At 59.0% G+C, this 13,438-nt stretch carries 12 protein-coding genes; 7 read left to right on the top strand and 5 right to left on the bottom strand.

All coding sequences use genetic code 11. From position 1 onward, the window contains the following. The first annotated feature begins 51 nt into the window (after positions 1-51). On the top strand, positions 52-1,422 hold the full coding sequence (locus IB245_RS14885; RefSeq protein WP_192227953.1) for an MFS transporter: 1,371 nt from the start codon (positions 52-54) through the stop codon (positions 1,420-1,422). A 63-nt stretch (positions 1,423-1,485) separates the two neighbouring features. Here the strand turns inward: IB245_RS14885 and IB245_RS14880 are convergent, their stop codons facing one another. From IB245_RS14880 to flgA, 4 genes are all read right to left on the bottom strand, one after another. Continuing rightward, on the bottom strand, positions 1,486-2,232 hold the full coding sequence (locus tag IB245_RS14880) for a flagellar brake protein (protein ID WP_008038444.1): 747 nt from the start codon (positions 2,230-2,232) through the stop codon (positions 1,486-1,488). Positions 2,233-2,324: 92 nt separating this feature from the next. Further along, positions 2,325-2,792: a flagella synthesis protein FlgN gene (locus IB245_RS14875; RefSeq protein ID WP_008038443.1), complete on the bottom strand. Its 468-nt coding sequence runs from the start codon at positions 2,790-2,792 to the stop codon at positions 2,325-2,327. Positions 2,793-2,840: 48 nt separating this feature from the next. Continuing rightward, on the bottom strand, positions 2,841-3,167 hold the full coding sequence (gene flgM, locus IB245_RS14870) for a flagellar biosynthesis anti-sigma factor FlgM (RefSeq protein WP_008033053.1): 327 nt from the start codon (positions 3,165-3,167) through the stop codon (positions 2,841-2,843). A 167-nt stretch (positions 3,168-3,334) separates the two neighbouring features. Next, the gene (gene flgA / locus IB245_RS14865; protein ID WP_192227952.1) at positions 3,335-4,096 is read right to left on the bottom strand and encodes a flagellar basal body P-ring formation chaperone FlgA; all 762 of its coding nucleotides are present in this window, start codon (positions 4,094-4,096) and stop codon (positions 3,335-3,337) included. An 81-nt stretch (positions 4,097-4,177) separates the two neighbouring features. Here flgA and IB245_RS14860 point away from each other — a divergent pair, with 81 nt between their 5' ends. From IB245_RS14860 to flgE, 6 genes are all read left to right on the top strand, one after another. Continuing rightward, positions 4,178-5,110, top strand: a complete 933-nt coding sequence (locus IB245_RS14860) for a chemotaxis protein CheV (protein ID WP_192227951.1) — start codon at positions 4,178-4,180, stop codon at positions 5,108-5,110. A 46-nt stretch (positions 5,111-5,156) separates the two neighbouring features. Continuing rightward, positions 5,157-5,984, top strand: coding sequence for a protein-glutamate O-methyltransferase CheR (gene cheR / locus IB245_RS14855; RefSeq protein ID WP_192227950.1), 828 nt, complete (start codon positions 5,157-5,159; stop codon positions 5,982-5,984). A 1,163-nt stretch (positions 5,985-7,147) separates the two neighbouring features. Beyond that, the gene (gene flgB / locus IB245_RS14850) at positions 7,148-7,555 is read left to right on the top strand and encodes a flagellar basal body rod protein FlgB (RefSeq protein ID WP_008041767.1); all 408 of its coding nucleotides are present in this window, start codon (positions 7,148-7,150) and stop codon (positions 7,553-7,555) included. Between the two features lie 3 nt (positions 7,556-7,558). Beyond that, positions 7,559-8,002, top strand: coding sequence for a flagellar basal body rod protein FlgC (flgC, locus tag IB245_RS14845; RefSeq protein WP_007937507.1), 444 nt, complete (start codon positions 7,559-7,561; stop codon positions 8,000-8,002). A gap of 15 nt (positions 8,003-8,017) precedes the next feature. Further along, a complete protein-coding gene (flgD, locus tag IB245_RS14840) occupies positions 8,018-8,740 on the top strand; it encodes a flagellar hook assembly protein FlgD (RefSeq protein ID WP_008041766.1) in 723 nt (240 codons plus the stop codon). Positions 8,741-8,771: 31 nt separating this feature from the next. Beyond that, positions 8,772-10,091: a flagellar hook protein FlgE gene (flgE, locus tag IB245_RS14835; RefSeq protein ID WP_192227949.1), complete on the top strand. Its 1,320-nt coding sequence runs from the start codon at positions 8,772-8,774 to the stop codon at positions 10,089-10,091. A gap of 266 nt (positions 10,092-10,357) precedes the next feature. On the opposite strand, the gene IB245_RS14830 is transcribed toward flgE, so the two are convergent. Next, the gene (locus IB245_RS14830) at positions 10,358-13,252 is read right to left on the bottom strand and encodes a ribonucleoside-diphosphate reductase subunit alpha (protein WP_008029373.1); all 2,895 of its coding nucleotides are present in this window, start codon (positions 13,250-13,252) and stop codon (positions 10,358-10,360) included. Positions 13,253-13,438 lie beyond the last annotated feature (186 nt).

The raw sequence follows: 13,438 nt of genomic DNA, 5'->3' as shown, positions 1-13,438 counted from the left end.
CTATCTTTCGGATAGCCCGTTTCTTACCGCAAGGAGCCGCTCGGAACGCCGATGCGCCAAATCTGGAAACCCTTTCGAGCGCTGTATTTCGCCTCGCTGATGATGTTGATCGGCTCCGGCTTGCTGAGTACTTACCTGGGCTTGCGCCTGGCGGCCGACCATGTCGACAGCCTGTGGGTCGGTGCGTTGATGGCGGCCAACTATTTCGGCCTCGTGCTGGGGGGCAAGATCGGTCACCGGTTGATTGCCCGGGTCGGGCATATCCGGGCTTATTCGGCCTGCGCCGGGATTGTCGGCGCGGCGGTGCTGGGCCATGGTCTGGTGGACTGGCTGCCGGCATGGATATTCCTGCGGGTCATCGTCGGTCTCGGCATGATGTGCCAGTACATGGTCATCGAAAGCTGGCTCAATGAGCAGGCCGAAGCCTCGCAGCGCGGCACGGTGTTCAGCGGTTACATGATCGCTTCTTATCTTGGCCTGGTGCTGGGGCAGCTGATTCTGGTCATGCACCCGGGCCTCGGTCTGGAGCTTCTGATGCTGGTCGCCCTGTGCTTTGCCCTGTGCCTGGTGCCGGTGGCCCTGACGCGGCGGATTCACCCGGCGCCGCTGCATCCGGCGCCGATGGAGCCGCGCTTCTTTATCAAGCGCGTGCCGCAGTCGTTGAGTACGGTGCTGGGGGCGGGGCTGATCATCGGCTCGTTCTACGGTCTGGCGCCGCTGTATGCCTCGCAGCAAGGGTTGTCCACGGAGCAGGTCGGTCTGTTCATGGGTAGCTGCATTTTTGCCGGCCTGTTGGTGCAGTGGCCGTTGGGCTGGTTGTCCGACCGTTATGACCGGGCGCTGTTGATCCGCTGTTTTGCGCTGGTACTGGCCCTCGCCGCGTTGCCGCTGGCGATCATGAAACAGGTGCCGCTGGAGGTGTTGTTCATCACCGGTTTTATCTGCTCGCTGGTGAAATTTTGCCTGTACCCGCTGGCGGTCGCGTTTTCCAATGACCACGTCGAGGCTGATCGGCGGGTGTCACTGACGGCGATGTTGCTGGTGACCTACGGTGTCGGCGCGAGTATCGGGCCGTTGGTCGCCGGGGTACTGATGAAGATGTTCGGCAGCCAGATGCTCTACGCCTTCTTCAGTTTCTTTGCGTTGGTGCTGGTGTGGCGGATCCGCCCGAAAGCGGTGACCAACCTGCATCAGGTGGACGATGCGCCGCTGCATCACGTCGCCATGCCGGACAGCATGTCGAGTTCGCCGCTGGTGGCTTGCCTTGATCCGCGTGTCGATGAGCAAGTGGTGCAGGACCAGATGCAGACCCCGGCCAATCCTGATCCAGCTCCTGAGTCGGAGGTCGAGACACCCACCACTCCACCTCCGGAGGACCCTGATACGGGCCGCGAGCAAAGCTTCACCGAAGCCAGGCCTTAAACCCGTGCATAAAAAAACGGGCAGTCACCGCAAGGGACTGCCCGTTTTTTATTGGCGTTTGAATTACAGGTCGTCTTTGTCGAAACGTCGTGCTTCGCGCTGAAGCTGATAGACGAAACGCTCGACCTGACGCTGCACCAGGCCGCTCATGTTGTGAAAGCGGATGCCGGCGAAGGTGGTGGAGATTCTTTCTTCGAAATGCAGGTAACGCAGTTCGACCGGTGCCGTCATTTTGCCAAAGGGCAGGGCGGCGGCGAAGCGGTCGTAGACCTGACCCAATTGCAGGCTGCCGGTGATGTCGCCTTCAAAGCGCAACTTGCAGCCGGTGGCGGAGATGTCCAACAGCTTGCCGCTGATTGGCGCCTTGAGCTTTTCACCGTCCAGATCGACGTTGACCAGTTGGGCCAGTTTCAAGGCCGCGCGGAAGGCATTGCGGCGCTGGTGATAAACCACTTCATCCGGCAGCGGTCCACGATAGCAGCGGCTGTCACCGGACTCGTCGATGGTCAGTTGACCGTTGCTTTCCCAGGCAATGCGCACGCCTTCGTGAAAGCCTTCGACCTTGAACGGTTCGCCGGCCAGCATGAAGCGCTCACCGTCACGCGGGATCATTTCGTCGAGCGCGATGGTGCCGCGCTCGCGGTCCACGTCCACCAGATAGCTCTGGAAGCGCTGGGTGCGCTCATGGAACGTGATGATCAGCGGGTCATGGCTTTCTTGCAGTTGGCGCAGGTTGCCGGAGATTTCCAACGGTGTGGTAAGCACCTTGGGTGGCTGCGGGGCATCTTCCGCGGTTAAGGCATTGGACACGGTTCATCAATCTCCAGACAAAATATGACTACGGCTGGCCAGTATATTGCCAGCATGTTGCGAGTCTTGATAGGGCGCGGTCATTTGCGGGCTCAAGCCTGACTGAGCGGGCGCGGCTTCGCAAGCTTGGCGGTTGATCCGCGGGCGTCATAAAGCGCTGGCGGTTCACCGCCGGTCAGGATTTTCAGCTGATTGGCCGTGGCGGCCTGCTGGACCAGGATGGACTGGCCATTATTGGCGTTCGCCGCCTGGCATTGAGCCAGTAGATCGGTCAGCACATCGCTCTGGGCCAGCAACTGCTCGCCAATGCTCGAATGGCTGGCGAGTTGCTCCAGGCCGTTGCGATTGGTCGGCAGGTTGAGGCTGGCGAGGATTTCGCTGCGCTTGCGGCCATGCTGTTCAAGCAGAATGATCAATGCCTGTTTCTGCGCCAGAATCTCTTCGAGCAGTGGCATGTCCCGACCGTGCAAGGCGAGGGACTCGGTTTGCAGTAACTCAAGCAAGTGTTGCGCTGGAGCAAAGTCGTCGGTGATCAGTTGCAGTAAATTAGTGTCTTGCATGGCTGGCCTTGGGTTTTAAGCGTCCAAAAGCCTGGCGCGGGCCGTAGCCTAGCGCTGGGCTTCGAAGTTGAGCAGTTTGCTGGCTACACGGCTGCTGTCGACTTTATAGCTGCCATCGGCAATCGCTGCTTTCAACTCGGCCACACGGGCGTTGTCGACGGCAGGCTGATCGCGCAGCTTGTCAGTGACCTGTTGCAACTGTTGAGCCTCATTGCTGAGGTGTACCGATTCCCCGCTTTTGATGGCAGTGGCCTGTTCGGCCGGGGTATTCAGCGGCGCGGATTTGCCGGCATCGGCAGTTTCCTTGGCAACGCTGGTACGTGTACTGCCCGTAAGTGGCGAGGAGCTGTTCAAACGGCTGAAATCGATGACCATGGTAAAAAACCTCTGAGTATTTGGACGCTTGCCATGTTTTCGGCTCTCCCTGTGAAAACTTTAGACCCATTTATCAAATGGGCCCGCATGCGCCAGCACTTCTCCTGCATGCGGCACAGTTTAGGGAACAGCCTCGGGCAACGCCACATCTTCACGAACAGAGAATCCTACATGGACACTTCCACCTGACCTGGCGCGGTAACCTGCGCCTTGATGACCCGTTTGGAATTGAGGTTTTTCACCCGTATCTGCTCGGCCATGCCGCCGTTGGACAGGGCCTCGCCGGGCATTCGCACGCTGAGCGTACCACTGCGGGCGGTAATCACCACCTGATCGCCTTTGGTAATGACTTCCGCCTGTTCGAGATGAACCAGGGTAATCACCTGGTCGGTGACCATTGGTCGGGTAAGTCGCTGGCCGATCGCCTGGTCTACGGATGTGAAGTAGCCCTGGCCGATCAGGCTGATGTCACGCTCGCGCAGCGTCACGTCATCGGGCTCGACAATCCCTGCGCGACGCAGGGGGCGGGTGACGGTCACAACGTCGCGAAACAGGCGGACTTGAGCGGGTACGAAGACTGTCCAGGGTGATGCCCCCTCGCAGCGAACCTTGACCGTGACCCGGCCCAGCGGCTTGGCCGGACTCTCGAGGCTGGCTGTCAATTCCTTGTCGCACATGGGCATGCGCAGTCGCTGGTCGAGCTGGTTGACCTGGATTTCGTAGCGACCTTCCGTTTGACTGGTAGCCAGATAGTCTTCTACGGTGAATTCAAGAAAGCCCTGGGTGACGCCGATAAGCATGTCAGGCAAGGTAACTGCGTCAGCAAAGGCAGGGCTGCCAGCGTTGAACAGGCAAACGGCCGACACTGCACAGAGCAATCTGCGGATAGGTGATGTCAGGCGTCGGAAAAATGTCGGTTCTGTGTTCATAAAAGTTAAAAAGCAAGCGCCGTGCCGTTTAGTGATGAATGTGCGTCGCAACACACTTAGCGTTGGTGTAGGAGTCTGGGCATGGCTGGTGTAATGGATTCGGTAAACCAGCGCACGCAACTGGTAGGGCAGAATCGCCTGGAGCTGTTGTTGTTCCGTCTCGACGGCCAGCAGCTGTACGGGATCAACGTGTTCAAGGTTCGCGAGGTGCTGCAATGCCCCAAGCTGACCCTGATGCCCAAATCCAGTCCTGTCGTGTGCGGTGTGGCAAATATCCGGGGGGCGACCATTCCGATCCTTGATCTGGCAATGGCGACCGGTTCCGGGGCGCTAAAAGATCAAAGCAATCCTTTCGTGATCATCACGGAGTACAACACCAAGACCCAGGGTTTCCTGGTGCGCTCGGTGGAACGCATCGTCAACATGAACTGGGAGGAGATTCATCCGCCTCCCAAGGGCACCGGACGCGATCATTACCTGACGGCTGTGACTCGGGTCGACAATCAGTTAGTCGAAATCATCGACGTCGAGAAGATCCTGGCGGAAGTGGCGCCGACACCGGAAGCGATTTCGGTCGGCGTGGTCGATGTCGAAACACAGCACAAGGCGCTGTCGCTGCGGGTGCTGACGGTCGATGACTCGTCGGTGGCGCGCAAGCAGGTCACGCGTTGCCTGCAAACGGTCGGTGTCGAAGTGGTGGCGTTGAACGACGGACGGCAAGCGCTGGAATACCTGCGCAAACTGGCCGACGAGGGTAAGAAGCCGGAAGAAGAGTTCCTGATGATGATCTCCGACATCGAGATGCCGGAGATGGACGGGTACACCCTGACGGCCGAGATCCGCAACGACCCTCGCATGCAAAAGCTTCATATCATCCTGCATACTTCGTTGTCGGGTGTGTTCAATCAGGCGATGGTCAAGAAAGTCGGTGCCGATGACTTCCTGGCCAAATTCCGTCCTGATGACCTGGCATCCCGGGTAGTTGACCGGATCAAAGCAGCAGACATCAGCTAGGGGCCTTTTGCCCCTGGTGATTAACACGATTTAAGAGGCGGCATCTTTGTCTACGGGTAATTTGGATTTCGAACAGTTCCGGGTCTTCCTGGAAAAAGCCTGTGGCATTTTGCTCGGTGAAAACAAGCAGTACCTGGTCTCGAGCCGTCTCAACAAACTGATGGAACAGCAAGGCATCAAGTCCCTGGGTGAGCTGGTTCAGCGCATCCAGACCCAGCCGCGCAGCGGTTTGCGCGAGTTGGTGGTCGATGCCATGACGACCAACGAAACCCTGTGGTTTCGTGACACCTATCCGTTTGAAGTCTTGAAGAACAAGGTACTGCCTGAAGCGATCAAGGCAGCTCCGGGGCAACGCTTGCGAATCTGGTCGGCGGCCTGCTCGTCGGGTCAGGAACCGTATTCGCTGTCGATGTCGATCGACGAGTTCGAACGGGTCAATATGGGCCAGTTGAAGATGGGTGTGCAGATCGTTGCCACTGACCTGTCCGGCACCATGCTGACCAACTGCAAGACTGGCGAGTACGACAGCCTGGCCATCGGCCGCGGGTTGTCGCCCGAGCGTCTTCAACGCTATTTCGACCCGAAAGGGCCGGGGCGCTGGGCCATCAAGGCGCCGATCAAGAGTCGGGTGGAGTTTCGCTCGTTCAACCTGCTGGACAGCTACGCGAGCCTCGGCAAGTTCGACATCGTGTTCTGCCGCAACGTGCTGATCTATTTCTCCGCCGAGGTGAAGAAAGACATCCTGTTGCGCATCCACAGCACGTTGAAGCCTGGCGGTTATCTGTTCCTTGGCGCGTCCGAAGCGCTGAACGGGTTGCCGGATCATTACCAGATGGTCCAGTGCAGCCCGGGGATCATTTACCAGGCTAAGTGATGGGTTGGTGGTGGTTTGAAAAACGGGAGTCCTTTGGGCTCCCGTTTTTTTTTGTCTGCTGTGTTGGTGTGTATATCCGTTTCTGGGGTTATGGCGGCTATTGGTTTCGCCCTTACGGCGAGTCACTTGGAAAAGCCCCAAGTAACCAAGGGCTCTTGCCCCTTTCGTTCGGTGCCTCGCTGTGGCTCGGCATGCCCTCGCTCCGGTCCTGCTCCGTGGGCCCGCCGCCATCGGCCATCCATGGCCGGGGGCGGCTAACCCGGCATCCATGCCGGGTTGCCCACTGCGCAGAACCTCCACTCGGCCTCTCGAGGGGGCGCTCAGATCAAAAGCGGAAGGCGAGCTAACGCTCGGCCTGATGAGTGGTGAGAAGCAAAAGCAAACGCGATTCCCTGTAGGAGCCGGCTTGCCGGCGAAAAACGTCTGGACAACGCGTTCATTCAGACAGCCCGCGTTATCGTTGACGTCCATCGCTGGCAAGCCAGCTCCTACAATTTTGAATCGTGTGAACCCAATCCCTTGTAGGAGCCGGCTTGCTGGCGAAAAGCGTCTGGACAACGCGTTCATTCAGACAGCCCGCGTTATCGTTGGCGCCCATCGCCAGCAAGCCGGCTCCTACAGGGGATTGGTGTACATGTTCGGAATGAGTGAATGCAGTAGAGAAGAACAACGCGGACAACTGCAGAGCCAGGTCGGCTTTCAGGCCGCCTCGGCGGCTGTGGCGGTAGTCGCCCCCTCGAGAGGCCGAGTGGAGGTTCTGCGTAGTGGGCAACCCGGCATGGATGCCGGGTTAGCCGCCCCCGGCCAGGGATGGCCGATGGCGGCGGGCCCACGGAGCAGGACCGGAGCGAGGGTATGCCGAGCCTAGGCGAGGCACCGAACGAAAGGGGCAAAAGCCCTTTGGTTACTTTGGGGCTTTTCCAAAGTGACTCGCCGTAAGGGCGAAACCATAAGTGGCCGTTACCGCAAAAACGGATACACACAACCCGGGCCAAAACCGAAAGCGGCAGAAAAGCGGCAGACGGCGGAAACCCGTTGCCGCTTTTCTGGCATTGCCGCCTTGCCCCTGCCCGCAAAGCCCCGGTTTACGGGCTTTTTTGAATTGGCACGCCGCTTGCTATATCCATCGTACGAAAAATCAGGTCACCCGAAGGTTTCCCGACATGAGCATCAGCTTCGATAAAGCGCTCGGTATCCACGAACAAGCCCTGGGCTTCCGCGCCCAGCGTGCCGAAGTCCTGGCCAACAACATCGCCAACGCCGACACCCCGAACTACAAGGCTCGGGATCTGGACTTCTCGAAAGTGCTCGCCGAGCAGAACGAGAAAACCAAGAGCGGCACATTCGCCTTGAACATGACCAACAACCGTCATATCGAAGCCGAAGGCATGGGCAATGGCGACGAGTCGCTGCTGTATCGCACGCCGATGCAACCGTCGATTGACCAGAACACCGTGGACGCCCAGCTGGAACAGTCGAACTACGCGGAAAACGCGATCAACTTCCAGGCCAGCTTCACCTTGCTCAACAGCAAATTCAAAGGGCTGATGTCAGCCATTCGCGGAGAGTAAGTCATGTCTCTATCCAGTGTTTTCAACATTGCCGGTAGCGGCATGAGTGCGCAAACCACGCGCTTGAACACCGTGGCCTCGAACATCGCCAACGCCGAGACCGTCTCGTCGAGCATCGACCAGACCTATCGCGCACGTCATCCAGTGTTCGCCACCATGTTCCAGGGCGGGCAGAGCGGCGGCAGCGATTCGTTGTTCCAGAACCAGGACGCGGCCGGTCAGGGCGTGCAAGTGCTGGGCGTGGTCGAAGACCAGAGCAATCTTGAAGCGCGCTATGAGCCGAACCACCCGGCGGCCGACGCCAAGGGCTACGTCTACTACCCGAACGTCAACGTGGTTGAAGAAATGGCCGACATGATTTCCGCGAGCCGTTCGTTCCAGACCAACGCCGAAATGATGAACACCGCCAAAACCATGATGCAGAAGGTCCTGACCCTCGGTCAGTGATAAGGGGCGACTCAGATGAGTGTTACCGATACCACTAGCGGCATTAGCCTCAAAGACATCCTGGCCAACTCTTCGATCAAGACCAACACCAGTGCCGACGGCCTGGCGTCCGCCACGAACAGCGCCACCGGCAAAAAGGCCCTGGGCAAGGACGCGTTCCTGCAGTTGCTGGTGACACAGCTGAAGAACCAGAACCCGCTGGAGCCGCAGGACAACGGCGAGTTCGTTGCCCAGCTGGCGCAGTTCAGCAGCCTGGAAGGCATCACCACGCTCAACACCACCGTGAGTGGCCTGGCCAGCAATTACAACTCGTCCCAGGCCCTGCAGGCTTCGTCGCTGGTCGGGCGTTCGGTCATCGCGCCGAGCGAGAAGGCCGTGGTCGATACCTCCAAGAGCTTCAACGGGACCGTCGCGGTTCCGGCCTCAGTGGACCCGGTGAAAGTGAAGATTACCGACGCCGATGGCAAGGTCATCCGCACCATCGACCTGGGCAGCCAAAAAGCCGGCAGCGCCAGTTTCATCTGGGACGGCAAGAACGATGCAGGCGAAGTGGCCAAGGCGGGTACGTACACCTTCGGCGCCACCGCAACTTACGACGGCAAGGCGACTTCGCTGGTGACGTACCTGCCGGCGACTGTCAGCAGCGTGACCATCAGCCAGACCGGTGGTGAGTTGATGCTCAATCTCGCCGGTGGGGGCAGCATCGCCCTGTCCAAAGTACAAACAATTGGTATGTAGAGCCGACTAACACGGCACAAAGGAGTGGAATATGTCTTTCAATATCGGCCTTAGCGGTCTCTATGCAGCCAACAAACAACTGGACGTGACCGGCAACAACATCGCCAACGTCGCGACCACCGGTTTCAAATCGTCCCGTGCGGAATTCTCGGACGTTTACTCGGCCACCAAGCTGGGTTCCGGTAGCAAAACCATTGGTAACGGCGTGCGCCTGGCCAACGTTTCCCAGCAGTTCACCCAGGGCGACGTCAACAACACCGGCAACGTGCTGGACATGGGCATCAACGGTTCCGGCTTCTTCGTGCTGAACGACAACGGCTCGCTGTCCTACACCCGTGCCGGTACGTTCAAGGTCGACAAGGACGGTTACGTCACCAACACCGACGGCACTTCGCGTCTGCAAGGTTACGGCGTGGACGCCAACGGCAAGATCATCAACGGCGTGTTGACCGACCTGCGTATCGATACTTCGAACCTGGCGCCAAAAAACACCTCCACGGTGTCGTCGACGATCAACCTGAACTCCACCGCACCGGTTATCGATCAGGTTGCCACCCCGTTTGATTCGACCAAAGAAGCCACCTTCACCAAACAGTTCAGTACCCCGATTTATGACACTCAGGGTAACAAGCACGTCATGGACCAATACATGGTCAAGACTGGGGCGAACACCTGGAAAACCTACACCCTGATTGATGGTCGCAACCCGAATGGCACCGACCCTAGTCCTACCGCGGTTCCGTTGAACCTGCCGGTCGCTTCGACCATGGTGTTCGATACCTCGGGCAATCTGGTTTCGGTTACCACTCCGGCCGTTCCGGCGCCGATCGTGAGCCCTGACCTGAGGGTCACCGGCTGGATTCCCGGTGACGTGAAAAATGGCGTGTGGACAGCGAACGGCGCTACTTCCGGCGTCGTTACGGTCTCCATGGCCAAAACCTCGCAATACAATGCTGACACCGCACGTTCGATTCCTACGCAGAACGGCTACGCCACCGGCCAGATCACCAACCTGACCATCGATGGTAGCGGTATCATGCTGGCCAACTTCAGCAACAGCCAGACCAAGGCCATCGGCCAGATCTCGCTCGCCAGCTTCACCAACGAGCAAGGTCTGCAGCCAGTAGGCGGCACCAGCTGGAAAGAAACCTACGCGTCGGGTATCCCGGGCTACGATGCGCCGAACACCGGCACCTTGGGCGAGATCCACTCCAACTCCCTGGAAGAGTCCAACGTCAACCTGACCAGCGAACTGGTCGACCTGATCAAGGCGCAGAGCAACTACCAGGCGAACGCCAAGACCATCTCGACTCAAAGCACCATCATGCAGACCATCATTCAGATGACCTGATGCTGGATAGCGCTGCATAAAAAGCCCCTCGCAAGAGGGGCTTTTTTATGGCCGGGATTTTGTGTTGTCAGGGAGGGCCTCTTCGCGGGCAAGCCTCGCTCCTACAAAGCTCTTTGTCGTTCACAAAACCTTGTAGGAGCGAGGCTTGCCCGCGAAGGCGTCACACCAGTCACCACATTTCCATGGGCAAAAGAAAACCCCCGACCAATCCAGAGGACCGATCGGGGGTTGTCGAGTAAGCGCCTCGCGGCGCCTACCGGCTCAGCTTATTGGCAAGCTTCGCAATCCGGCTCGTCGATGGCGCAAGCCTTCGGCACTGGAGCAGGACCGGCAGGAGCTGCCAGGACCGAATCTTCACCATGGTTGCCGCCGCTGGAAACAGCGTTCAGCTTGCCGGTGTTGATGGTCGACTTCTCGGTGCTGGTCGCGGCCAGGGCACGGAGGTAGTAAGTAGTTTTCAGACCACGGTACCAGGCCATGCGGTAGGTCACGTCCAGCTTCTTGCCCGAGGCGCCAGCGATGTACAGGTTCAGCGACTGAGCCTGGTCGATCCACTTCTGACGACGGCTTGCCGCGTCGACGATCCACTTGGTGTCCACTTCGAAGGCAGTCGCGTAGAGCTCTTTGAGTTCTTGCGGGATGCGCTCGATCTGCTGCACCGAACCGTCGTAGTACTTCAGGTCGTTGATCATGACCGAGTCCCACAGACCGCGAGCCTTCAGGTCGCGAACCAGGTACGGGTTGATCACGGTGAATTCGCCCGACAGGTTCGATTTCACGTAGAGGTTCTGGTAGGTCGGTTCGATCGACTGCGAGACGCCAGTGATGTTGGCGATGGTCGCGGTCGGTGCGATGGCCATGATGTTGGAGTTACGAATGCCTTTCTGTACACGGGCGCGAACCGGTGCCCAGTCCAGGGATTCGTTCAGGTCAACGTCGATGTACTTCTGGCCGCGCTGCTCGATCAGGATCTGTTGCGAATCCAGCGGCAGGATGCCTTTGGACCACAGCGAACCCTGGAACGTCTCGTACGCGCCGCGCTCGTCGGCCAGGTCGCAGGACGCCTGGATCGCGTAGTAGCTGACCGCTTCCATCGACTTGTCGGCGAACTCGACGGCAGCGTCGGAACCGTAAGGAATGTGCTGCAGGTACAAAGCGTCCTGGAAGCCCATGATGCCCAGACCGACCGGACGGTGCTTGAAGTTGGAGTTCTTCGCTTGTGGCACCGAGTAGTAGTTGATGTCGATAACGTTATCGAGCATGCGAACAGCGGTGTTCACGGTGCGTTCCAGCTTGGCGGTGTCCAGCTTGCCGTTGACGATGTGGTTCGGCAGGTTGATCGAGCCCAGGTTGCAAACGGCGATCTCGTCCTTGTTGGTGTTCAAGGTGATCTCGGTGCACAGGTTCGAGCTGTGGACCACGCCAACGTGCTGCTGCGGGCTGCGCAGGTTGCACGGGTCTTTGAAGGTCAGCCATGGGTGGCCGGTTTCAAACAGCATGGACAGCATTTTGCGCCACAGGTCTTTGGCCTGGATGGTCTTGAACAGCTTGACCTTGCCCGGGTACTCGGTCAGGGCTTCGTAGTACTCGTAACGCTCTTCGAAAGCCTTGCCGGTCAGGTCGTGCAGGTCCGGTACTTCGGATGGCGAGAACAGGGTCCACTTGCCGTCATCGAAGACGCGCTTCATGAACAGGTCAGGGATCCAGTTGGCGGTGTTCATGTCGTGGGTACGACGACGATCATCACCGGTGTTCTTGCGGAGTTCGATGAACTCCTCGATGTCCATGTGCCAGGTTTCCAGGTAGGCACAGACAGCGCCTTTGCGCTTGCCACCCTGGTTAACGGCAACGGCGGTGTCGTTGACGACTTTCAGGAACGGAACCACGCCCTGGGATTTGCCGTTGGTGCCCTTGATGTACGAACCGAGTGCACGAACCGGGGTCCAGTCGTTGCCCAGGCCACCGGCGAATTTCGACAACATGGCGTTGTCGTGGATCGCGTGGTAGATGCCCGACAGGTCATCCGGCACGGTGGTCAGGTAGCAGCTGGACAGCTGTGGACGCAGGGTACCGGCGTTGAACAGGGTCGGAGTCGACGACATGTAGTCGAAGGACGACAACAGGTTGTAGAACTCGATCGCACGATCTTCTTTCTGCTTCTCTTCGATCGCCAGGCCCATGGCCACGCGCATGAAGAAGATTTGCGGCAGTTCGAAGCGGATACCGTCCTTGTGGATGAAGTAACGGTCGTACAGGGTTTGCAGGCCCAGGTAGGTGAACTGCTGATCGCGCTCGTGGTTGATCGCCTTGCCGAGTTTTTCCAGGTCGAAGGTGGCCAGGACCGGGTTCAGCAATTCGAATTCGATACCCTTGGCGATGTACGCAGGCAATGCCTTGGCGTACAGGTCGACCATTTCGTGGTGGGTCGCGCTTTCGGCAACGTTCAGGAAGCTCAGGCCTTCGGCACGCAGGGTGTCCATCAGCAGGCGGGCGGTCACGAACGAGTAGTTCGGCTCACGCTCGACCAGGGTACGAGCGGTCATCACCAGAGCGGTGTTGACGTCGGTCAGGGCCACGCCGTCGTACAGGTTTTTCAGGGTTTCGCGCTGGATCAGGTCGCCGTCGACTTCTTCCAGGCCTTCGCACGCTTCGGTGACGATGGTGTTCAGGCGACCCATGTCCAGCGGTGCAAAAGTGCCGTCGGCGCGGGTGATGCGGATCGACGGGTGAGCGTTGACCGCTTCTTCTGCCGGAGCGTGGGCAGCGCGTTGTTTCGAACGACCGTCGCGGTAGATCACGTAGTCGCGAGCCACTTTCTGCTCACCGGCACGCATCAGGGCCAGTTCGACCTGGTCCTGGATTTCTTCGATGTGGATGGTGCCGCCCGACGGCATGCGACGCTTGAAGGTCGCGGTGACTTGTTCGGTCAGGCGGGCCACGGTGTCATGGATTCGCGACGAAGCGGCAGCGGTGCCGCCTTCAACTGCGAGAAACGCTTTGGTGATCGCGACGGTGATCTTGTCATCGGTGTAAGGAACGACAGTGCCGTTACGCTTGATCACGCGCAGTTGGCCAGGCGCGGTGGCGGACAGATCCGAAGTCGAATCAGCGGCCTGCGGCAAAGTGCCCTGCGGGTTCTCGCGAGTTGTGTCGGTTTGCATGGGGGGTTGTCTCCACATTCTCTATGTTTGTTTGGGCACCATCACGGTGCCCACCGTTCCGTCCTGAAGCACTACAACCGGCTGGGCCGGGCATACCAACTTCGGGACAGATCAGGAAGGGGGCTGTTGGGGCGCCGCTTCCATGCCGAAGTCTTTGGTCCCAGGCCTTGAGCCTGACACCAGGAT

Source organism: Pseudomonas sp. PDM02, assembly GCF_014852285.1.
Taxonomy (GTDB): domain Bacteria; phylum Pseudomonadota; class Gammaproteobacteria; order Pseudomonadales; family Pseudomonadaceae; genus Aquipseudomonas; species Aquipseudomonas migulae.
The sequence above is the reverse complement of the archived record's forward strand: the minus strand, read 5'-3'. Positions and strand labels throughout refer to the sequence as shown.